The sequence below is a fragment of the Achromobacter pulmonis genome, assembly GCF_002885955.2.
Classification (GTDB): Bacteria; Pseudomonadota; Gammaproteobacteria; order Burkholderiales; family Burkholderiaceae_B; genus Achromobacter; species Achromobacter pulmonis_A.
Genome location: NZ_POQS01000002.1, coordinates 878251 through 897907, shown reverse-complemented (window position 1 = coordinate 897907; position 19657 = coordinate 878251). Strand labels below are relative to the sequence as shown.

The window sequence follows — 19657 nt, the reverse complement described above, 5'->3', positions numbered from 1 at the left end:
TACTAAAGAGATGGCACAGCAGAAAAACAAACGAATCTTCCCGATGCGGGCCGCGGCGGCGGCGGCTAGCCTGTATGCGGCCCTGCTGCTGGCCCCGCTGGCGCAGGCCGCGGCGGAAGACGGCGAGGCCGGCCACGGACACGAAAAGGCCGAAGCCGGGCCGCAGGGCGGCGAGCTGACCCGCGACGGCGAGCGCAGCGTCGAGCTACTGCTGGAGGAACGGGGCGGGCGCGCGCGCCTGAAGCTGCGCGGCTACCAGAAGGACAATCCGGTTGCCGCGGCCGACCTCGCCGTCACGGCGGAACTGCGCCGTCCGTACGCCGCGCCCGAGCGGCTGAGCTTCACCCGGGAGGCGGACGCGCTGGTGAGCGAGCAGCCTATCGGGGAGCCGCATTTCTTTGAAATCGAAGCCACGGTGTCCTGGGCGGGCGGCGGCGCGGTGCGCGCGGTGCTCGACAAGGAAGAAGGAAAAATCCCGCTGTCGGCCGAGCAGATCGCGATCGCCGGCATCGGGACGGCGGTCGCCGAGCCGGCGGCCCTGGCCTCGTCGGTGCAGTTCCCGGGCGAGATCAAGTTCAACGCGGACCGCACCGCCCACGTCGTGCCGCGCATGGCCGGCGTGGTGCAAAGCGTGTCGGCCGACCTGGGCGAGCAGGTCGCCAAGGGCCAGCTGCTGGCGGTGCTGTCCAGCACGGCCCTGTCGGAGCTGCGCAGCGAATGGCTGGCGGCGGTCAAGCGCCGCGACCTGGCCGCGCAGACCCACAGGCGCGAGCAGCGCCTGTGGCAGGAGAAGGTGTCCGCCGAGCAGGACTACCAGGCCGCGCGCACCGCGCTGCAGGAGGCCGAGATCGCGGTGCAGAACGCCGAGCAGAAGCTGCGCACGGTGGGCGCGGCGACGCGCTCGAAGGACCTGGGCAGCCTGGAGATCCGTGCGCCGTTCGACGGCGTGGTGGTGGAAAAGCACATCGCGCTGGGCGAGGCCCTGCCGGAGAACGCCAATATCTTCACCTTGTCGGACCTGCGCACCGTGTGGGCCGAATTCGTGATCGCGCCCAAGGACCTGCACGACGTGCGCGTGGGAGAAGCGGCCACGGTATCGTCGGCCGCCTTCGACGGCAAGGCGGCCGGCACGGTGTCGTACATCGGCTCGCTGCTGGGACAGCAGACCCGCACCGCCACGGCGCGGGTCACGCTGGAAAACCCCGACATGGCCTGGCGGCCGGGGCTGTTCGTGTCCGTCGACGTGGTGACCAGGACCGCGGACGCCGCCGTCACGGTGGACGTCGACGCGGTGCAGACGGTAGACAACGATCCGGTCGTGTTCGTCGAAGTGCCGGGCGGCTTCCTGGTCCAGCCCGTGGCGCTGGGCAAGGCTTCCGACAAGCGCGTCGAGGTGCTGTCGGGCCTTGCGCCGGGCGCGCGCTACGCCGCCAGGAACACCTTCGTCCTCAAGTCGGAGCTGGGCAAGGCCAGCGCCGAGCACGCGCACTGAGGCGGGGGCGGAACATGTTCGAACGCCTGATCCGCTTCGCCATCGAACAGCGATGGCTGGTGCTCTTCGTCACCCTGGGCATGGCCGCCATCGGGGTGTACAACTACTCGCGGCTGGCCATCGACGCCGTGCCCGACATCACCAACGTGCAGGTGCAGATCAACGCCGGCGCGCCGGGCTACTCGCCGCTGGAGACCGAGCAGCGCGTGACCTATCCGATCGAGACCGTCATGGCGGGCCTGCCGGGCCTGCAGCAGACGCGCTCGCTGTCGCGCTACGGGCTGTCCCAGGTGACCGTCATTTTCGAGGACGGCACCGACATCTATTTCGCCCGCCAGCTGGTCAACCAGCGTCTGCAGGAGGCCAGGGAAAACCTGCCCGCAGGCATCACGCCCACCATGGGGCCGATCTCCTCCGGGCTGGGCGAGATCTACCTGTGGACGGTGGAGGCGGCCGACGACGCGCGCAAGCCCGACGGCACGCCCTACACCCCCATGGACCTGCGCGAGATCCAGGATTGGGTCATCAAGCCGCAGCTGCGCAACATTGCCGGCGTCACCGAGATCAACGCCATCGGCGGCTTCGCCAAGGAATACCAGGTCGCGCCCAGCACCGAAAAGCTCGCCTCCTACGGCCTGGCGCTGACCGACATCATGACCGCGCTGGACCGCAACAACGCCAACATCGGCGCCGGCTACATCGAACGCAAGGGCGAGCAGTACCTGATCCGCGCGCCGGGCCAGGTGCGCTCGATGCAGGACATCGAAGACGTGGTGCTCGCGACCGTGCAGGGCCAGGCCATCCGCATCCGCGACGTGGCCGAGGTATCCATCGGGCGCGAACTGCGCACCGGGGCGGCCACGAGCAACGGCGAGGAAGTGGTGCTGGGCACGGTCTTCATGCTGATCGGGGAGAACAGCCGCGCCGTGTCGCAGGCCGTCGCCGCCAAGCTCGAAGCCATCAACAAGTCGCTGCCGGCCGGCGTGCAGGCGGTGACGGTCTACGACCGCACCAACCTGATCGACAAGGCCATCGCCACGGTCAAGAAGAACCTGCTGGAAGGCGCGGCGCTGGTCATCGTCATCCTGTTCCTGTTCCTGGGCAACATCCGCGCGGCGCTGATCACGGCCATGATCATCCCGCTGTCCATGCTGTTCACCTTCACCGGCATGGTGAGCTACAAGGTCAGCGCCAACCTGATGAGCCTGGGCGCGCTGGACTTCGGCATCATCGTCGACGGCGCGGTGGTCATCGTGGAGAACTGCGTGCGGCGCCTGAGCCACGCGCAGGCGCACCACGGCAGGCCGCTGACGCGCGGCGAACGCTTCCACGAGGTCTTCGCCGCCGCGCGCGAGGCGCGCCGTCCGCTGCTTTTCGGCCAGCTGATCATCATGGTCGTGTATCTGCCGATCTTCGCCCTGAGCGGAGTGGAAGGGCGCATGTTCCATCCCATGGCGCTGACCGTGGTGCTGGCGCTGCTGGGCGCGATGATCCTGTCGGTCACCTTCGTGCCGGCGGCGGTGGCGCTGTTCATGGGCAGGCACGTCGCGGAAAAGGAAAACCGCCTGATGGCCTGGGCCAGGCGGCGCTACGAGCCGCTGCTCGAAGCCGCGCTGCGCCGCACCCCGGCCGTGCTGGCCGGCGCGACCGTGTTCGTGGCGCTTTGCGGCGTGCTGGCGGCCCGCATGGGCAGCGAGTTCGTGCCCAGCCTGAACGAGGGCGACATGGCCATCCAGGCGCTGCGCATCCCGGGCACCAGCCTGACGCAGTCGGTCGAAATGCAGAAGCAGCTGGAAAAGCGGCTCAAGGACCAGTTTCCCGAGATAGAACGCGTGTTCGCGCGCACCGGCACGGCCGAGATCGCCTCCGACGCCATGCCGCCCAACATCTCGGACGGCTACATCATGCTCAAGCCCATGGACCAGTGGCCCAGTCCCAAGAAGACCCGGGCCGAGCTGCTGGCGGCCATCCAGGAGGCGGCGGCCCAGGTGCCGGGCAACAACTACGAATTCTCCCAGCCCATCCAGCTGCGCTTCAACGAACTGATCTCGGGCGTGCGCAGCGACGTGGCGGTCAAGGTGTTCGGCGACGACAACGAGGTGCTGAACGCGACCGCCGCCGAGATCGCGGAAGTGCTGCAAGGCATTCCGGGCGCGTCCGAGGTCAAGGTCGAGCAGACCACCGGCCTGCCCATGCTGACGGTCAACATCGACCGCGCCCGCGCGGCGCGCTACGGGCTGAGCCTGGCTGACGTGCAGGACACCCTGGCCATCGCCGTGGGCGGGCGCGAGGCGGGCACCTACTTCCAGGGCGACCGGCGCTTCGACATCGTGGTGCGCCTGCCCGAATCGGTGCGCGAAAACCTGGCGGCGCTGCGCAAGCTGCCGGTGGCGCTGCCCAGGCAGGAAGGGCAGGCCCAGGCGAGCTACATCCCGCTGAGCGAGGTGGCCAGCTTCGATCTGGCGCCGGGGCCCAACCAGATCTCGCGCGAGGACGGCAAGCGCCGCATCGTGGTCAGCGCCAACGTGCGTGGCCGCGACCTGGGCTCGTTCGTGTCCGAGGCCACCGCGGCCATCGGCGAGCGGGTCAAGATCCCGGCCGGCTACTGGACCTCGTGGGGCGGCACCTTCGAGCAGCTGCAGTCCGCGGCCGAGCGCCTGCAGATCGTGGTGCCGGCGGCGCTGCTGCTGGTGTTCGCGCTGCTGTTCGCCATGTTCGGCAACGTCAAGGACGGCCTGCTGGTCTTCACCGGCATTCCGTTCGCCCTGACCGGCGGCGTGATCGCGCTGTGGCTGCGCGGCATCCCCCTGTCCATCACCGCGGCGGTGGGCTTCATCGCGCTGTGCGGCGTGGCGGTGCTCAATGGCCTGGTCATGCTGTCGTTCATCAGCGGCCTGCGCGAAGAAGGCAAATCCGTCGGCCAGGCCGTGCGCATCGGCGCCCTGACGCGTTTGCGCCCGGTGCTGATGACGGCGCTGGTGGCCTCGCTGGGCTTCGTGCCCATGGCCATCGCCACCGGCACCGGCGCCGAAGTCCAGCGCCCGCTGGCCACGGTGGTGATCGGCGGCATCATCTCCTCGACCATTCTGACGCTGCTGGTGCTGCCGGCGCTGTACCGCCTGGCGCACAGGAACGACGCCGAGGAGCTGGAACTGGCGGACGCGGCCCGCCGGGAATAGGCGCGGCCGGTCACCGGACAGCTTTTCCAGCCCCCGCGCCACCGGCGCATATCTCCGGGAGTAATATGACGCGGGCCGGCATCCGCCGGCCCAAGCCGCCTTGCGCGGGCGGCCATAAGAAGATGACGAGGAGACACACGTGGACAAGCAACAGCCGCGCGGCTGGTATTTTGGCTGGAACATCGTCGGCGCCGCTGCGGTACTCACCCTGCTGACCGTCGGGCTGCGCATGGCGATCGGGCCGTTCTTCCTGCCCATGGCCGAGAGCCTGGGATTCACGCGCAGCATGCTGTCCGGCATCGTGGCCGTCGGCATGCTCTGTTATGGACTGGGCATGCCGCTGGCCGGCTACCTGGTCAGCACGCGCGGCACGCGCTTCGTGCTGCTGACCGGAACCGCGATCGTGGTGGCCTCGTGCATCTGGACGGTGTTCGCCGGCGGGCCCATCGAATTCCTGCTGTCCTTCGGCGTGGCCCTGTCCATCGGCCTGGCCTTCACCAGCCCGGTGGCGCTGACGCCGGTGATCAGCCGCTGGTTCACGCGCCAGCGCGGCATGGCCCTGTTCTTCCTGTCCACCGGTTCGATGGCCGGCATCGCGCTGATGACGCCGGCCCTGACTTTCGCCATCTCCGCCGTGGGCTGGAAGGAAACCATGCTGGGCTTCGCGGTCCTGTTCGCGCTGATGACGGTGCCGATGACGCTTTTCATCATGCGCGATGAGGCGCCCGAGCACGCCGACCTGCTGCCTCACCAGATCGTCGACAAGGCGGCTGCCGCCAAGCCCGCGCCCGCACGCGCCGCGCCCGACGTGCGCGGCGCGCTGCGCACGCTGCCTTTCTGGCAGGTGGCGCTGGGCCTGTTCGCCTGTGGTTTCAGCATGAACCTGCTGGGCACGCACGGCGTGCCCATGCTGATGGACCACGGCTTCGACGCCACCACCAGCTCCCTGGGCATCGGCCTGATCGGCCTGGTGGCGATCTTCAGCACGCTGGTGCTGGGCCGGCTGTCGGACCAGGTGGAACGGCGCAACATTCTGGCCACCATCTACCTGGTGCGCGGGCTGGGCTTCTTCGCGCTGGTCATGGTGGGCGCGGACTGGGAACTGTACGGGGCGGCCACCATCGGCGGCATCGCGTGGGCCGGCAGCATCGCGCTGTCCTCGGCCATCCTGGCCGACGTCTACGGCATCCGCCTGGTGGGCGTGCTGTACGGGCTGACCTACCTGGGCCACCAGGTCGGCGGCATGATCAGTTCATGGCTGGGCGGCTGGGCCTATGAAACCTTCGGCACGCACTGGGTGGCCTTCGGCTCGGCCGGCGCGCTGCTGCTGGCGGCGGCGCTGATCTCGCTGCGCCTGCCCGCCCGCGGCCTGCTGGCCGGGCAGGCTGCCGCGGCCGGCGGGCGCTGAAGCGCGTCTAGCGGTCTTTCAGCAGCGAAACCAGTTCGGGCACGTAGCGCTCGCCGCCGCCTTGCGTCACGGCCTGGTCGAAGGTGTGCTGCACGGCCGCGCCGATCTCGCGCACCGCGCCCGTCTCGGCGGCCATGGTGTTGTAGTAGGACAGGTCTTTCTGCGCGTTCGACATGAAAAAGCGCAGCGAGGACGGGTCCTGCTCCAGCAGGTAGGGCTTGATGCGCTCCAGCGCCACGCCGCCGCCGCCGCCCTTGGCCAGCACGTCGGCGAACACGGCCGGATCGATGTCGGCGCGCAGCGCGCAGGCGGCCGCTTCCGACAGCAGCGCCACCACGCCCAGCGACACATAGTTGTGCAGCAGCTTCATGCGGTGGCCGGCCCCGACCGGGCCGGCGTGCGTGATGTTCTCGGCGAAGCAGGCCAGCAGCGGCCTGCACTCCTCGAACAGCGCGGCGTCGCCGCCCACCAGCAGGTTGAGCCGGCCTTCGGCGGCTTCCTTGGGGGTGCGGGTCATGGGCGCGTCCAGGAAGCGGCCGCCGGCCTGGACCACGGCCTGCGCCACTTTTTCGGTGGAGGAGGGGATGGCGGTGGAGCAGTCGATGATCACCGTGCCGGGCCGCAGGCCTTCGAGCACGCCGCCGGGCGACAGCAGCACGGCCTCGACCTGCGGGCTGCCGGTGACGCACAGGATGATCACGTCGGACTGCGCCGCCAGCGTGGCGCCGTCGGTGACGCTGGCGGCGCCGGCGGCCTTGAGCGCGTCCAGCGGCTGGTTGCCCGGGTGCTCCAGCACCGTCAGCGCATGACCGTGCTTGACCAGATTGCTCGCGATGCCATGGCCCATGAGGCCGATTCCAACCATGCCGACTTTCGCCATCTTTACTGCTCCTGCCTTGTTAGGGTGTTGGTTATCGTGTAAATCTTACTCCGACTCCCACTCAGACCCGGCCTTCACATGACAGCCCAAGTTCCTTCCGGTTTCGAGCCCTGGCGCCCGAGCAGTCCCTTCATGACCCACCTGGCCGAGCTCGGCGCGCTGTACAAGCGCGACGCCGACTGCGTGCTGGCCCTGCGGCTGGACGAGGCGCACACCAACATGCACAGCATCGCCCACGGCGGGCTGCTGGCCACCCTGGCCGACAGCGCGCTGGGCTACACCATCGCGCAGCAGGGGCAGGTGTCGGTGGTCACGGTGCAGATGTCGGTCGAGTACCTGAATCCGGTCAGGCCCGGCGATTGGCTCGAGGCCCACGTGCAGATCGACAAGCAGGGCAAGCGCCTGATCTACGCCACCTGCCGGCTGCAGGTCGAAGGCCGCGTCATGCTCAAGGCCAACGCGGTGTTCGCGGTGCGCGCCGCCAAGACGCCGGCCTCGGACGGCTGAGACGCCATACGAAAGATTCGAAGCCGGCGTTCGCGCCGGACCAAGGCGGCGCGCCGTCCCATAGGGCTAAACGCGCCGTTTGAACGCCGACGAACGCAGCGTTCGAAACATTCGACTCCTCGCCGCGCGAGCGGGCCAGCATAATTTTCCGGATCGTTTCAATCACGGAGACACTATGCTGCACACGGCCTTGCGGGGCGTGAAAGTCGTGGACCTCTCCCGCATACTCGCGGGCCCCTGGTGCACGCAGAACCTGGCGGATATGGGCGCCGAGGTCATCAAGGTGGAACACCCGGAGCGCGGCGACGATACCCGCGGCTGGGGCCCGCCCGACCTGCGCTCGGCCGACGGCCAGGCGTCGATGTCGGCCTATTTCATGGCCTGCAACCGCGGCAAGCAATCGGTGGCCATCGACTTCGCCACCGAAGCGGGCGCGGCCCGCGTGCGCGAACTGGCCGCCGGCGCCGACGTGCTGGTCGAGAACTACAAGGCGGGCGGGCTGCGCAAGTACGGCCTGGACTACGACTCGCTGGCGCGCATCAATCCGCGTCTCATCTACCTGTCCATCACCGGCTACGGCCAGTCCGGTCCGCTGGCCGGCAAGCCCGGCTACGACTACGTGTTCCAGGGCATGGGCGGCCTCATGAGCTACACCGGACAGCCCGACGGAACGCCGGGCGCCGGGCCGTTGCGCACCGGCGTGGCGGTGGTGGACCTGATGACCGGCATGTACGCCACCTCCGCCGTGCTGGCGGCGCTGCGCCAGCGCGACCGGACCGGCCGCGGCATGCCGCTGGACATCTGCCTGCTGGACGTGGCGGTGGCGCTCAACGCCAACCAGGGCGCCAACTACCTGGTGTCCGGCGTGGCCCCGCAGCGCAGCGGCAACGCCCATCCCAACTGCGCCCCGTACGAGGTGTTCGCCTGCGCCGACGGCCACCTCATCCTGGCCATCGGCAACGACGGCCAGTTCGCGCGCTTTTGCGGCGTGGCCGGCCATCCCGAATGGGCGGCCGATGCGCGCTACGCCACCAACAGCGCGCGCCTGGCGCACATGGACGGCCTGCGCCCGCTGATCGCGCAGACCCTGGCCGCCGCCCCGCGCAAGCGCTGGACCGACGCCTTCGACGCGGCCGGCGTGCCCTGGGGGCCGATCCACACGCTGGACGAAGTGTTCGCGCATCCGCAGGTGCAGCACCGCGGCCTGGTGCAGACCGCCGTGCATCCCAGGCTGGGCGAGCTGCGCCTGGTGCGCAATCCGCTGCTGGCCGGCTCCCCGCCCGAGGCCCTGGGCGCGGCGCCGCCGCTGCTGGGCGAGCACACCGCAAGCGTGCTGCCGGATTCCCCCAACAGATGATTCAACCGAGGAGACAACCATGAAATCCATAAAACTCCACGTGGCGGCGCTGTGCGCCTGCCTGGCCGCGCCCGCAATGGCCGCCGCCGAATACCCCGACCGGCCGATCCGGCTGGTCGTGCCCTACGCGGTGGGCGGCACCACCGACATCATCGCGCGGGTGGTCGGCAACAAGCTGGGCGAGCGGCTCGGCCAGTCCGTCATCATCGAGAACCGTCCGGGCGCCGGCGGCAACATCGGCTCGGCCTACGCGGCCAAGCAGCCGGCCGACGGCTACACCCTGGTGATGGCGGTGGAAAGCTCGCACGCCGTCAATCCCAACGTCTACGCCAGGAGTTCCTACGACCCCGTCAAGGATTTCGCCCCGATCAGCAACCTGGCCGACGTGCCCAACGTGCTGGTCGTGAACCCGACGCTGCCGGCCCGGGACCTGGCTTCCTTCCTGCAGCTGCTCAAGGCCAATCCGGACAAGTACGCCTTCGGCTCCTCGGGCAACGGCGGCCTGAGCCACATGAACGGCGAGCTTTTCCTCAAGACCACCGGCACCCGCATGCTGCACGTGCCCTACAAGGGCCTGGGTCCGGCGCTCAACGACCTGGTGGCTGGACAAGTGCAGGTCGTGTTCGACAATATTCCGTCGTCCTACCCGCTGATCCAGGGCGAGCGCCTGCGCCCGCTGGCCGTGGCCGCCAGGCAGCGGCTCAAGGTGCTGCCGGACGTGCCGACCTACGCCGAGGCCGGTTTGCCTGCCATGAACAACCCGTCCTGGTTCGGCCTGGCCGCGCCGGCGGGCGTGCCCGAGCCCGTGCTGGACAAGCTGAACCAGGCCGTGCGCGCGGCGCTGGCCGACCCCGACACGGTCGCCGCCATCGAACGCCAGGGCGCCGTGCCCAGCCCCATGTCGCGCGAGGAGTTCGGCGCGCTGATCGCCAAGTCCAACCAGCATTGGCAAAGCGTGGTGGCCGACATCAAATTCGAGAAAATGCAGTAAGAGGAGATCCCATGAACACCAGAACCTTTGAAGTCGCCCATGCCCGCGCCGAGATCGAGGCCGGCGGCATCGCCACCCTGACCATGCAGGACGCCGGCGTCCTGAACATCCTGAGCACCCCGGTCATCGACGGCCTGCGCGAAGCGCTGGCGCGGCTGCGCGAAGACGACTCGGTGCGCGTGCTGGTGCTGCGCGGCGCCAGCGACCGCGCCTTCGTGGCCGGCGCCGACATCGCCGAAATGGCGGCGCTGGACGAGGCGAAGGCGCGGCGCTTCATCTCGAACCTGCGCGACCTGTGCAACGCCGTGCGCCATTTCCCGGTTCCCGTCATCGCCCGCATTCCGGGCTGGTGCCTGGGCGGCGGCCTGGAATTCGCGCTGGCCTGCGACCTGCGCATCTGCGCCGACCACGCGCAGTTCGGCATGCCCGAAGTCAAGGTGGGCATCCCGTCCGTGATCCACGCCGCGCTCATGCCGCCGTTGATCGGCGCGGCCAACAGCGCCTGGATGCTGCTGACCGGCGAACTGATCGACGCCCGCCGCGCGCTCGACTGGGGCCTGGTCAACGCCGCCGTGCCGGAGGCCGAACTGGACGGCGCCGTGCGCAAGCTGGCCGAAGGCTTCGCCGCGCTCGGGCCGGCCGCGCTGCGCCAGCAGAAAAAGCTGCTGCGCCGCTGGGAGACGATGTCGGTGGACGAAGCGATCGAGGACAGCGTCGCGGAATTCGGCGCCGCCTTCAACACCGGCGAGCCCCAGAAATTCATGAACGAGTTCCTGGCAAGCAAGCGCCGCGCGAAATCCTGAGCTGGCGCGCGCCGGGCGCCGTCAGTCCTGCTCGCGCGTGGCCGCCACGATGGGATCGTCGAGCAGGTAGCCGGCCACCTGCTCGACGAAAGGCGAGGGCGGCGAGCCGGCCGCAGTGACCAGCGTCAGCTCGCGCCGCGCCCAGGGTTCGCGCAGCCCCACGGCCGCGATCCGGCCTTCGCGCAGCGCGCCGGCCGCGACGCTGCGCGGCACCAGCGACACCCCCACGCCGGCCTCCACCATGGACAGCGCCGCGTCGAAGGTATGCACGTGGATGCGCACCTTGGGCGTCTTGCCGGCCAGCTTGGCCATGTCGCGCAGGAACATGAAATTGCTGGTGCTGCGGTTCATGCACACGAAATCCAGGTCCAGCACCGCCGGAAAACGCACCGGCGAACTGTCCACCACCGGATGGTTCAGCGGCGCTGCGATGATCAGCTCGTCGACCGCATAGCGCGTGGCGTTGACGCCGGCCGACTGCGCGCGGCCGGCGAAGATGCCGATATCGGCCTCCTGGCCTGCGATCGCGGCCTCGATGGTGGTGCTGGAGCGCTCTTCGAGCAGGATATTGACGTTGGGATTGGCCGACAGGAAGCGGCCCAGGCTGGGCACGATGAAACCGTTGAGCGAGCTGCTGTTGGCGAACAGCTTGACGCTGCCCTTCAGGCCGCTGGCGAAGCCGCTGACCTCTCCGTGCATGCGCTCGACCCCCGCCAGCAGCGAGCGCACGTGCTTGAGCACGAACGCGCCCTCGACGGTCAGCTCCATGCCGCGCGCCTCGCGCTTGAATAGCGGCACGCCCATCGCGAACTCCAGGTTCTTCAGGCGGTAGCTGGCGGAAGAGGCGGTCAGGTGCACCGCGTTGGCGCCGCCGGACAGGCTTCCGGCCTCGGCGATCGCAAGAAACAGGCGGAGATCGGTCAGTTCATAGCGCATCGCGCAAGATTACCCCAGCCCGCGCGGCGGCGTCACAGATAAGGCGTCGCCAGCCAGATCACCTTGTTGCGCAGCCGCTTGGCGAACGGCGCCTGGTGCAGGCTCTCCAGCGTCTCGCGCTTGGCCTGGCCGATCAGCGCATCGACCCGGGCCGCGATCCAGCGCGCCACCTCGGGATCGTAGATCTCCGTATCCAGCTCGAAATTCAGCCGCAGGCTGCGCGGGTCCAGATTGGACGAGCCCACATAGGCCCAGGCGTCGTCCACCGTCATCAGCTTGGAATGGTCGAACGCCCCGCGCGAGCGCCACACCCGGCAGCCGGTGCGCACCACCTGGTCCAGCTGCGCCGTCATCGCGTAGTCCACCAGCCGCAGATTGTTCTTGCCGGGAATCACGATGTCTACCGTCACCCCGCGGCGCGCGGCCGTGGCCAGCGCGCCGATCAGCGTCTGGTCGGGCAGGAAGTAGGGCGACTGGATGCGCACGTGGCGCTGCGCCACCGCCAGCGCGCCCAGCAGCATATTGTGCGAACTGCCCAGCGCGCGGTCCGGGCCGGACGGCACGCAGCGCATCGGCACCCGGCCGCTGCGCGGCTGCGCGCTGGGATCGAACCACGGCCTGGCCGGCAGCGACTCGTGCGTCGTGAAATTCCAATCATGCGCGAACACCGACATCAGCTGCGTCACGATCGGCCCCTCGACCCGGAAATGCGTGTCGCGGTTGGTCGCCGGCCCGGCCAGCGCGCTGACGAAGGCCGCGCGCACGTTCATCCCGCCGGTGAAACCCACCCGCCCGTCGATCACCAGCACCTTGCGGTGGCTGCGCAGATTGGCGTAGGGCATGCGCAGCACCCCCAGCGGATTGGTCATGAAGCGCGCCACCGGCACGCCGCCGCGCGCCAGCATGCGCACGATGGGCGGGCGCGAATACTTGGACCCGATGGCGTCGATCAGCACCCGCACCTCGACCCCGCGCGCCCGCGCCTCGATCAGCGCCTGCGCCATCTCGCGCCCGATCGGATCGTTGTCGAAGATATAACTCTGCATCGCCACCGCATGGCGCGCTTCGCGGATCGCCTGCAGCATGGCCGGATACGCCTCGTCGCCGCCGGCCAGCGGCTGCACCGCGTTGCCGCCCAACAGCCGGAAACGGCTGACGCGGTCGCCCAGCACCTTCAGCGACGCGAACTGCGGCCCCGAGACCTGCACCACGTCCACCGGCGCCGTCTCCACCTGCTCGGCGTCCACCACCATCGCCTCGTCGCGCTGCTGCGACAGCCGCGTCTTGCGGATCCGGTTGATCCCCGCCACGAAATAGAACAGCGCCCCGAACAGCGGCGAAAACAGCGCCACCCCCACCCAGCCGATGGCCGCCCGCACGTCCTGCTTCGTCATCGCGGCATGCACCGCCGCGCCCGTTCCGGCCACGACGCTGATGGCAAATACCAGATGAGGCCAGTAATCGATCAAAATAGCGTGTATGCGGTCCATGACGAGGGGGTAAACCACGGTCTCCGGGGGCGGTCAATGCGCAAGCATATCAAGGCCCCACGCCCAGGCAAGTCCATTTTCGCCACGGCCTCGTACACCATTCAAAAAAACGTGCTAGAATTCGGCCTCTTCGTTGATGAGCACCTTTTTTCAAGGCCGCGCAGCGAAGCAAGCAGTACCAGTGGTGGCTGTAGCTCAGTTGGTAGAGTCCCGGATTGTGATTCCGGTTGTCGTGGGTTCGAGTCCCATCAGCCACCCCAAAAAATTCCCATACATTACAGGCACTTAGGTGCCTGTTTTGTTTTCTCGGGGAACATTCGGGGTAATTGCGGACTCTAGCCTGGCCATTTCAAGGTCGTCGTGGGCGCCGTCCAGCCACTTTGCATAGGTGGTCAGAAACACCTGGATGCTGTGCCCCATCTGCTTGGCGCAGAACGCCGGGCGCATGCCAGCCATCAGCATCATCGTCGCGTAGGTGTGACGGATGTTGTATGGGCGCCTGTATCGGATTCCCAAGATTTTCAAGGCCGGTGACCAATAGCTGCGGCGAAACGCCCGCTCATCCTCCCAGGCCGTCCCATACCTGGGGTCCAGCCAAACCTGCTCACCACGCATCCGCGAGTGTTTCTCCTGCCGATGGAAGGCGGCGAAGCTGCGGCTGTTGAGCTTGACCAGACGACCGGTATTGGTCTTTGTTCGGGACTTTCGTTCGCCGCGGACAATGGCCTCCACGATTTGAGCGGTCTTGTCCCTAAGATCGACATTAGGCCATCGGGTGCCGAACACTTCGGACGTACGCAGGCCGGTGAAAAACCAAGCTTCGATCATGTTGTAGACCGGCTCTGGATACTTCTCGGCCGCATAGGCGATGATGGCCTCGGCTTCTTCAAGACTGAAAGGATCGGGCGGCTCCTTCTGGTGCTTGGCCCGCGGCACACCCTCGGCCGGGTTGTCGGTCAGAACCTTGTCCTGTACTGCCAACTCAAGGGCCTGCCGCAGGACGGATACATAGTTGTTGACGGTTTTCCCGGTCAGGTCCGGCCGGCTGGCTATGACGGTCAGGATGTGGCTGAGCTTCAGGCGGCGCAGGGGAATTTGCCCAAGGCGCAGCCCGTGCTTATCGGCAACGCCGTTCTTCCAGAACTTGATGGCGCTAGAATACCCGTCCTTGGTGGAGTTCTCGATGCGCTGCGATGCGACCCAGACGTCCAGCTGACCGCCAACCGTACCGTCTACTTCGGCGACCGACTCCGGGAAGTACTCCGCCATGCTAAAAGCGCCGTGACGGATCTTCTCCCGGATCTCGATTGCCAGCCGCTCTGCGTACTTGATGTTGGCTGGCGTCGGCAGCATGGGCGTGCCATTCACCTTGAGGGTTTCCCGTTTCTTGGCGCCATCGAGGGTAAAGGAAATCCGGATGGACTTCTCGCGGATCTCTACGCCTGTCCCTTTTCTACCCATTGTCGGTACCCTGCCATTGAAATGAAAATTCCGCCGTCGCAGGAGCGGATCCATTCGCGCCCTTCGATCCATTTGCCGGCTTCGATCTTACGGCGGATCGCCTTCTCCGTAAGGCCCGTGATGGTAGCGGCGAGCGCTATCGTCACATAGGGTGCCGGCGCGACCTGCACTGCAGGCTCTACCGCACGTTGCAACATATCGCCTCCAAAACGAAGCCCGCGCTAGGCGGGCTGTGTAATCCATGCGTGTTTCGTGGTGTCCAGCAGGCGCTGGATTGCATCATTCATCTTCATCCTTCGCCGCGGGGTTTGCTGCAACCCAAGCACGGGCCCATCGCTCCATCAGGACGCCGGCATGTGCCCAGTTCTCTGCGTGTCGGTCGATTAGGTGGAAGGCAGTGGCGGGGTCAGTTTGACCCCAGGGTTGGTTGTCGTCTGAGTCGATTGCGGGGAGAGATCCAATGGCCTGCCTCGCCATCACCACCAGCTCATCGCGCTCGCCAACACTGAGCGTCACGCTGGCCCCGAAGGGCTTGCAGCAGCTAGGACGCTGGGCTATCTGTTCCAGTTCTTCTATATTCATGATTGATCCATTAATAAAGCATTAGTGCAGTTTATGACTCATTAATTAGTCATAAACAGCGCCTCCGTCGTTGTGCTGCTTGGGGTGGGACGGCGGATCCTCAGCAATCAACTCCAGCCAGCGGCAGACATGTTCCGCGTCCGCCCGCGTGAATGGGTCGGGAAGGATCAGGAACGCCTTGCCGCCGGATGGGAGGCGGATCGGGTAGGTGTCACTCATCGCTCTTCCCCTTCTGCGCTCCCGGTTGCGCGGACAGGGCGGCGCACAATTTCACATATTCCGGCACCGCTGTCGGATCGCTCATGGCTTCCTGCCAAAGCAAATCAAGCTTGGAGCCTACTTTGTCCGGGATGGGGAACGCATCGCGGCACTGCCCCAAGGCGTCTATCAGGCCATCCGCCTCGCTGGCCTGGGGCGCGGCACGATGAGCAATATGCTTGCGCCAGATTGTGGCCGCCGCGTACAGATCACTTTGCACCTGTGACCCCGGCGGCTGGTCGTCGGCCATTTTGTCCAGCCGCTCGGCCACGTTGTCGCCTGGGTAGTTCTTCGCCTCCCCGGCTACAGGGGCGCTTGCCAGGGCGGCGCGGGCACGCCTGCCACCGTCTTTGTCCAGCGCTTGGCGGGCGGCATCGCCGTCTGCGCCAATCTTTCGGCAGCCAGCGACCTGCTCCGCGTACCAGGCCAGGGCCGCCCGCCAAGCCTCCCAACGTGCCTGATCGGGACCATACGGGTAGCGCGCAGCGTTGGCGTCCCACGGCTCGGCCAAGCCGCCGAATCGCTTTTGGACATACGCCTCAAAAGCTGCCCGCTCATCGCTCGCCTGCGCGTCTTCCGCGCGCAGCTTGGACAGCAGGGCGGATTCGACGGCGCGGGCGAAGGGGACCGGCCCCTGGGCGAACGTGCCGCCGGCCTCGATTTCGAGGGCCAGGATTTCTTCGTCTGTCAGCAGTGGGGGAGTGTGATTGTTGATGGTCATTTGGTCTTTTCCTGAGAAAACAGTGGGCCATCGTCGGGAAGCGCAAACTTCCCTTGCCATGAAGTCCAGGCGCGGGTCACTGCCCCAGTGCCAGGAAATAGATCAACAAGTTCGTCTTCCGGTCTAGCCGCCACGACTTCGAAAGCCCAATGACATACGGCTTCTGGCTTTGCACCAGTGAGACCGCGCTTCAGCGTGATGCTTTCCTGTATCCAGTCGCGCATGGTTAGCCGCTTGCTTACCACCGGCTTTCGTGCGGGTTTGACGATTACTGGTTCCCACGCGTACGCCACCGGGACATTTCGCTTGAACGCCGCGAAGCCTTTGACCCAAGTCATCCACCTGGCGCCTGTCTTTTCAACGAGGGGTGCTAGGACGGCGATGCTATGTGGGGTTGCAGACGCATGCAGAACCCACCCATCAAAATCGCGTTCGAGGCGCGCTACAAGTTCGGCATGGTCCACTTCACCTGCATAATCGGGGTGGTCTTTGTATAAGTGGGCGCATCCGATGTACGGCGGGTCAGCATATCCAATGCGGGCCATGTCTACCCCTCCTGCTGCTGAGAGGCTGCCATCCGCTGGTACTGCATGCCCGTAGCGTGCTGCCAAAGCTTTCCATGCGCTATCTTGGATGCCAGATCTACACTGATTCCCAGTTCTGCGGCGATAGCGGCGCGGCCCCATTCTTTCCCCCCTGCCATGCGTCGTTCGACAATCAAACGTGCTTGTTCGGCGGTGATTTTGGCCGCTCCATTTTTTTCACCTTTGGCTATCGTCCCAAGGCGAGCGTTGTCCTTCTGGTTCTCCGATTGGCTTGCCCACCGAAGATTGCTCAGCCTGTTGTTCGACTTGTCCCCGTCGAAATGGCAGGCTTGCATCCCCGTTGGACGCGGTCCAACAAATACTTCCAGCACCAGTGCGTGTACGCTGCTGTACCGCTTTTTCCCGTCTTGATGAAAACAAACTCGTAGATACCCTTTCCAGTTCTTGCATGGACGCATGGGAAGTCCGTTCTTTCCATAGACGATGCCATCAGAATCAACGCTGTAACTCTCAAATCCAGGGACGGGCATTTTCATGACTTGGTCTCCGCATCGCCAGCAGCGGGAGCGCTGACCTTGGCGGCGATGGCCTCTTCCAACGACACCAGATCGCGGCGGAAATGCACCTGGTCATGGCCGTATCCGAAGCGTGCGCACAGGCTGCGGTGGAAGTTGCGGTATTCGCCCCATAGCTGCATGTGCCGGTATTTCTCGCCAGACAGAGCGGCCGCAAGATACTTGGCGGCGTCCGTCGCTGCCCGCGACCCCTGGCAGTGGTCGCAGCAGAAAATCACGTCATGCGCGTCCGGGCTGTTGTCACTCATCACGGTTATCTCGCCGCTACCGTCGCAACGCGGGCAAGCGTCCGCCTGGCGCTCGTCCTTCGCATCGTCCTGTGCGCTGGCGGGAGGGGTGCATTCAGGGCACGGCGCGGCGGTCAGGATATTGCCGACCGCGCCCTGGTCATTGCAGGTCGGGCAGGGAGGCACGGGCATGGGTTGCCAGTGCGAGGGACTGACCGACCAGCAGTTCGGCGCGTCATCGGCCTCGACTGCGGTTTCGAACCATCCTTCCTCTGCTTCGTCCGGGTCTTCCCAGTGCTCAGCTATGTATTCGAGAGACATCCACCGTCCACGAACTGTGCGCCAGTTACCGTGGGAATTCCAGTATCCAAGCAGCAGAGTGCGCCCTGTCTTCGGCGCGCTGTCGATGGTCTTCCATTCGTTGTTCATGCTCAGCTCCAAATCTCGCTGCGGAATATCCAGATGGCAGCCAGGGCAACGTAGACGGCAAAAGCAGCCAAGGCGTAAGCGACAGGGTTAATCTCGCCTGAAGCGTCATCGTCCTCGTCGGGGAACCATTTATCTGTGTGGCGCATAACATCTCCAGGCAAAGAAGGGCAGCCCCGCCAGCTTTGCGGGGGCTCGGGGGATGCAGGGACAGGGGAGGAAGCCGTGGGTTAGATATGCGCCCAGAGTTCGCGGTGGACGATGCGCCAGACGGTATCGCCGGAGACGCCGTACTTTCTTCCAAGGGCTGCTGCGCTTCGCCCGGGCGTGCGCTTGGCATGCATTGCGCGAATTTCCAAAACCTCGGTTTCGGTCAGCTTGCTACGCGGATGGTTTGAGCCAACGGGCGCGGTGCCGTGACTGCGCTTATCGAGTTCGTTCTCCGAGGAGGTCGATATGCGAAGGTTGGATACTGCGTTGTCGGTTTTATCGCCGTTGATATGGCATACAACTAGGCCGTCCGGGATATTGCCAAGATGGGCCAGGGCAACAAGCCGGTGAACAAGGCGTCCGACACGCCGTCCGTCGCCCTGCGCCACCTTGACCTTCAGATAACCCTTGCGGTCGGGGAAAGTTGAAACAGGCCGTTTTTCGCTGCGCACCAAGCCTGTGTTGCTAGCTGAGTACCGAGGGAACCCAGGTATAGGTTTCCATACGACGTCCATGAAAATCCTCCTAGGCCCAGTGTGCAGGGCCATGGCATCGGCGGGCTACGCCCGCAAAGGGATGAAGGGATTAAGCGATGATGCTGCGGACGGGACGAACCCGGAACTCGCTGCGGCGGAGCCAGAAGTAGACGCGGCCGCCCTCGAAATCCACCGCCCAGGCGTAGAAGGAGCCGTAGGGCTTGTTCGTCCAGTACCAGTCGTCCTTGTCGAAGAGGTCCGGGGTGTTGATGTAGGCCAGCATCATGTCTTCCTGGTCCGGCGCCTGCCAGTCGGAATGGCCGTTGACCTCGCCGCGTTCAGCTATTGCGTCGGCCAGGTCATCGAACTCGACATCTACCAGATCGAACTCAACGCCGCCCGGGATGATGCGGTGGTGGACTACGCCGTCAATCAGACGGGATCCGATGAAGAGTCCGCCCTGTTCGGGCCATTCTTGCCCGATGGCGGGCGTAGTCGTTGCGGTAGCGGTCATGCGAGTCTCCTGCGGGCCTCGCCCGCTCAAGGGATAAAGGGATCAATAGGTAAATCTGCGGACGGGACGAACTCGGAACTCGCCGTCGCGGAGCCAGTAGTAGACGGCGCCGTCCTCGAAGTACACCGCCCAGGCGCCGTTGGAGCCGTAGGGCGTCGAAGTCCAGTAGGGCTCAGGTTGGAACAGGTGCGGCACGTTGGCGGCGATGATTTGCATCTCGCGCTTGGCCGGCAGATAGAAATCGGCATGGCCATCTGCGCTGTAGGCCTTAGCCGCGCGGGCAGCGGGGTGGCTACTGGACTGACGGAGCAGGGTATTCGTGTTGACCAGTCCGTCCCAACTGCTGGCTTTGATCTCGCCGTCGGCTGGGCTCCACTGGTAGGTGCCTTGCAGGTCATCTTCGGCCACTACAAGCCCGTAGACTGTTCCGTCATCGCCGAGAATGTCGCCGGCGTAGATCCCGCCTTGGCCGGGTAGCGTGGCACCGATCAGGGCCGGCCTGGACAGTCGGGAAGGAGCGGAGCTCAAGCGCTCAAGAAGTGCGTCAAGCGCAATGCGTGCAGGGACCTCCAGGCGCGAACCGCCGCCCAGATCCAACTGGATCGTGTCGTTCATGGTT

General features: G+C 66.2%; 22 protein-coding genes and 1 tRNA gene. 8 read left to right on the top strand and 15 right to left on the bottom strand.

All coding sequences use genetic code 11. The features are described 5' to 3' along the window. Window positions 1-10: 10 nt before the first annotated feature. From C1I89_RS10365 to C1I89_RS10355, 3 genes are all read left to right on the top strand, one after another. Window positions 11-1492 (top strand): efflux RND transporter periplasmic adaptor subunit, encoded by a 1482-nt coding sequence (locus C1I89_RS10365; RefSeq protein ID WP_258231381.1) that lies wholly within the window; start codon window positions 11-13, stop codon window positions 1490-1492. A gap of 14 nt (window positions 1493-1506) precedes the next feature. Continuing rightward, a complete protein-coding gene (locus tag C1I89_RS10360; RefSeq protein WP_102772645.1) occupies window positions 1507-4671 on the top strand; it encodes a CusA/CzcA family heavy metal efflux RND transporter in 3165 nt (1054 codons plus the stop codon). Window positions 4672-4810: 139 nt separating this feature from the next. Beyond that, complete coding sequence (locus C1I89_RS10355; protein WP_102772644.1) at window positions 4811-6079, top strand: MFS transporter; 1269 nt, start codon at window positions 4811-4813, stop codon at window positions 6077-6079. 7 nt (window positions 6080-6086) lie between these two features. Here the strand turns inward: C1I89_RS10355 and C1I89_RS10350 are convergent, their stop codons facing one another. After that, the gene (locus C1I89_RS10350; RefSeq protein WP_102772643.1) at window positions 6087-6959 is read right to left on the bottom strand and encodes an NAD(P)-dependent oxidoreductase; all 873 of its coding nucleotides are present in this window, start codon (window positions 6957-6959) and stop codon (window positions 6087-6089) included. A 78-nt stretch (window positions 6960-7037) separates the two neighbouring features. Between C1I89_RS10350 and C1I89_RS10345 the strand changes: the two genes are divergently transcribed. The 4 genes from C1I89_RS10345 (at window position 7038) to C1I89_RS10330 (ending at window position 10617) form a co-directional block, all read left to right on the top strand. Then, on the top strand, window positions 7038-7466 hold the full coding sequence (locus tag C1I89_RS10345; protein ID WP_102772642.1) for a PaaI family thioesterase: 429 nt from the start codon (window positions 7038-7040) through the stop codon (window positions 7464-7466). Window positions 7467-7641: 175 nt separating this feature from the next. Next, complete coding sequence (locus tag C1I89_RS10340; protein WP_102772641.1) at window positions 7642-8823, top strand: CaiB/BaiF CoA transferase family protein; 1182 nt, start codon at window positions 7642-7644, stop codon at window positions 8821-8823. Window positions 8824-8842: 19 nt separating this feature from the next. After that, a complete protein-coding gene (locus C1I89_RS10335) occupies window positions 8843-9814 on the top strand; it encodes a Bug family tripartite tricarboxylate transporter substrate binding protein (protein WP_102772640.1) in 972 nt (323 codons plus the stop codon). An 11-nt stretch (window positions 9815-9825) separates the two neighbouring features. Then, window positions 9826-10617: an enoyl-CoA hydratase gene (locus C1I89_RS10330; RefSeq protein WP_102772639.1), complete on the top strand. Its 792-nt coding sequence runs from the start codon at window positions 9826-9828 to the stop codon at window positions 10615-10617. A 21-nt stretch (window positions 10618-10638) separates the two neighbouring features. Here the strand turns inward: C1I89_RS10330 and C1I89_RS10325 are convergent, their stop codons facing one another. Next, window positions 10639-11553, bottom strand: a complete 915-nt coding sequence (locus C1I89_RS10325) for a LysR family transcriptional regulator (RefSeq protein ID WP_102772638.1) — start codon at window positions 11551-11553, stop codon at window positions 10639-10641. Between the two features lie 32 nt (window positions 11554-11585). Next, a complete protein-coding gene (cls, locus tag C1I89_RS10320; protein WP_102772637.1) occupies window positions 11586-13043 on the bottom strand; it encodes a cardiolipin synthase in 1458 nt (485 codons plus the stop codon). A gap of 184 nt (window positions 13044-13227) precedes the next feature. Here cls and C1I89_RS10315 point away from each other — a divergent pair. Further along, window positions 13228-13303: transfer RNA gene (locus C1I89_RS10315), tRNA-His, on the top strand. A gap of 25 nt (window positions 13304-13328) precedes the next feature. Here the strand turns inward: C1I89_RS10315 and C1I89_RS10310 are convergent. The 12 genes from C1I89_RS10310 to C1I89_RS10270 form a co-directional block, all read right to left on the bottom strand. After that, window positions 13329-14504 carry a site-specific integrase gene (locus tag C1I89_RS10310; RefSeq protein ID WP_102772636.1) on the bottom strand — a complete coding sequence of 392 codons (1176 nt, stop codon included), beginning with the start codon at window positions 14502-14504 and terminating at the stop codon, window positions 13329-13331. Beyond that, a complete protein-coding gene (locus C1I89_RS10305) occupies window positions 14480-14701 on the bottom strand; it encodes a hypothetical protein (RefSeq protein ID WP_043207549.1) in 222 nt (73 codons plus the stop codon). The genes C1I89_RS10310 and C1I89_RS10305 overlap by 25 nt, the downstream gene beginning before the upstream one ends. Before the next feature lie 82 nt (window positions 14702-14783). Next, on the bottom strand, window positions 14784-15086 hold the full coding sequence (locus tag C1I89_RS34075; RefSeq protein ID WP_102772635.1) for a hypothetical protein: 303 nt from the start codon (window positions 15084-15086) through the stop codon (window positions 14784-14786). Between the two features lie 45 nt (window positions 15087-15131). Beyond that, window positions 15132-15305, bottom strand: coding sequence for a hypothetical protein (locus C1I89_RS34465; protein WP_181390921.1), 174 nt, complete (start codon window positions 15303-15305; stop codon window positions 15132-15134). Further along, window positions 15298-16065 (bottom strand): hypothetical protein, encoded by a 768-nt coding sequence (locus C1I89_RS10300; RefSeq protein ID WP_102772634.1) that lies wholly within the window; start codon window positions 16063-16065, stop codon window positions 15298-15300. The genes C1I89_RS34465 and C1I89_RS10300 overlap by 8 nt, the downstream gene beginning before the upstream one ends. Continuing rightward, a complete protein-coding gene (locus tag C1I89_RS10295) occupies window positions 16062-16610 on the bottom strand; it encodes a hypothetical protein (RefSeq protein ID WP_102772633.1) in 549 nt (182 codons plus the stop codon). The genes C1I89_RS10300 and C1I89_RS10295 overlap by 4 nt, the downstream gene beginning before the upstream one ends. Window positions 16611-16612: 2 nt before the next feature. Then, on the bottom strand, window positions 16613-17146 hold the full coding sequence (locus tag C1I89_RS10290) for an HNH endonuclease signature motif containing protein (RefSeq protein WP_102772632.1): 534 nt from the start codon (window positions 17144-17146) through the stop codon (window positions 16613-16615). Further along, a complete protein-coding gene (locus C1I89_RS35175) occupies window positions 17143-17841 on the bottom strand; it encodes a hypothetical protein (protein ID WP_258231380.1) in 699 nt (232 codons plus the stop codon). The genes C1I89_RS10290 and C1I89_RS35175 overlap by 4 nt, the downstream gene beginning before the upstream one ends. Window positions 17842-17843: 2 nt before the next feature. Next, window positions 17844-17987, bottom strand: coding sequence for a hypothetical protein (locus C1I89_RS34460; RefSeq protein ID WP_181390920.1), 144 nt, complete (start codon window positions 17985-17987; stop codon window positions 17844-17846). An 81-nt stretch (window positions 17988-18068) separates the two neighbouring features. Continuing rightward, on the bottom strand, window positions 18069-18563 hold the full coding sequence (locus C1I89_RS10280) for an HNH endonuclease (protein WP_181390919.1): 495 nt from the start codon (window positions 18561-18563) through the stop codon (window positions 18069-18071). Between the two features lie 70 nt (window positions 18564-18633). Continuing rightward, complete coding sequence (locus C1I89_RS10275) at window positions 18634-19038, bottom strand: Lcl domain-containing protein (protein ID WP_102772630.1); 405 nt, start codon at window positions 19036-19038, stop codon at window positions 18634-18636. A 42-nt stretch (window positions 19039-19080) separates the two neighbouring features. Continuing rightward, a complete protein-coding gene (locus tag C1I89_RS10270; RefSeq protein WP_102772629.1) occupies window positions 19081-19653 on the bottom strand; it encodes a DUF1566 domain-containing protein in 573 nt (190 codons plus the stop codon). Between the last annotated feature and the right edge of the window lie 4 nt (window positions 19654-19657).

Excerpts from the sequence above, each read along its gene's own strand:
- C1I89_RS10365 (WP_258231381.1), top strand. The coding sequence starts at position 11 with ATGGCACAGCAGAAAAACAAACGAATCTTCCCGATGCGGGCCGCGGCG.
- C1I89_RS10360 (WP_102772645.1), top strand. The coding sequence starts at position 1,507 with ATGTTCGAACGCCTGATCCGCTTCGCCATCGAACAGCGATGGCTGGTG.
- C1I89_RS10350 (WP_102772643.1), bottom strand. The coding sequence starts at position 6,959 with ATGGCGAAAGTCGGCATGGTTGGAATCGGCCTCATGGGCCATGGCATC.
- C1I89_RS10345 (WP_102772642.1), top strand. The coding sequence starts at position 7,038 with ATGACAGCCCAAGTTCCTTCCGGTTTCGAGCCCTGGCGCCCGAGCAGT.
- C1I89_RS10340 (WP_102772641.1), top strand. The coding sequence starts at position 7,642 with ATGCTGCACACGGCCTTGCGGGGCGTGAAAGTCGTGGACCTCTCCCGC.
- C1I89_RS10335 (WP_102772640.1), top strand. The coding sequence starts at position 8,843 with ATGAAATCCATAAAACTCCACGTGGCGGCGCTGTGCGCCTGCCTGGCC.
- C1I89_RS10330 (WP_102772639.1), top strand. The coding sequence starts at position 9,826 with ATGAACACCAGAACCTTTGAAGTCGCCCATGCCCGCGCCGAGATCGAG.
- C1I89_RS10325 (WP_102772638.1), bottom strand. The coding sequence starts at position 11,553 with ATGCGCTATGAACTGACCGATCTCCGCCTGTTTCTTGCGATCGCCGAG.
- cls (WP_102772637.1), bottom strand. The coding sequence starts at position 13,043 with ATGGACCGCATACACGCTATTTTGATCGATTACTGGCCTCATCTGGTA.
- C1I89_RS10310 (WP_102772636.1), bottom strand. The coding sequence starts at position 14,504 with ATGGGTAGAAAAGGGACAGGCGTAGAGATCCGCGAGAAGTCCATCCGG.
- C1I89_RS10305 (WP_043207549.1), bottom strand. The coding sequence starts at position 14,701 with ATGTTGCAACGTGCGGTAGAGCCTGCAGTGCAGGTCGCGCCGGCACCC.
- C1I89_RS34075 (WP_102772635.1), bottom strand. The coding sequence starts at position 15,086 with ATGAATATAGAAGAACTGGAACAGATAGCCCAGCGTCCTAGCTGCTGC.
- C1I89_RS34465 (WP_181390921.1), bottom strand. The coding sequence starts at position 15,305 with ATGAGTGACACCTACCCGATCCGCCTCCCATCCGGCGGCAAGGCGTTC.
- C1I89_RS10300 (WP_102772634.1), bottom strand. The coding sequence starts at position 16,065 with ATGACCATCAACAATCACACTCCCCCACTGCTGACAGACGAAGAAATC.
- C1I89_RS10295 (WP_102772633.1), bottom strand. The coding sequence starts at position 16,610 with ATGGCCCGCATTGGATATGCTGACCCGCCGTACATCGGATGCGCCCAC.
- C1I89_RS10290 (WP_102772632.1), bottom strand. The coding sequence starts at position 17,146 with ATGAAAATGCCCGTCCCTGGATTTGAGAGTTACAGCGTTGATTCTGAT.
- C1I89_RS35175 (WP_258231380.1), bottom strand. The coding sequence starts at position 17,841 with ATGAACAACGAATGGAAGACCATCGACAGCGCGCCGAAGACAGGGCGC.
- C1I89_RS34460 (WP_181390920.1), bottom strand. The coding sequence starts at position 17,987 with ATGCGCCACACAGATAAATGGTTCCCCGACGAGGACGATGACGCTTCA.
- C1I89_RS10280 (WP_181390919.1), bottom strand. The coding sequence starts at position 18,563 with ATGGACGTCGTATGGAAACCTATACCTGGGTTCCCTCGGTACTCAGCT.
- C1I89_RS10275 (WP_102772630.1), bottom strand. The coding sequence starts at position 19,038 with ATGACCGCTACCGCAACGACTACGCCCGCCATCGGGCAAGAATGGCCC.
- C1I89_RS10270 (WP_102772629.1), bottom strand. The coding sequence starts at position 19,653 with ATGAACGACACGATCCAGTTGGATCTGGGCGGCGGTTCGCGCCTGGAG.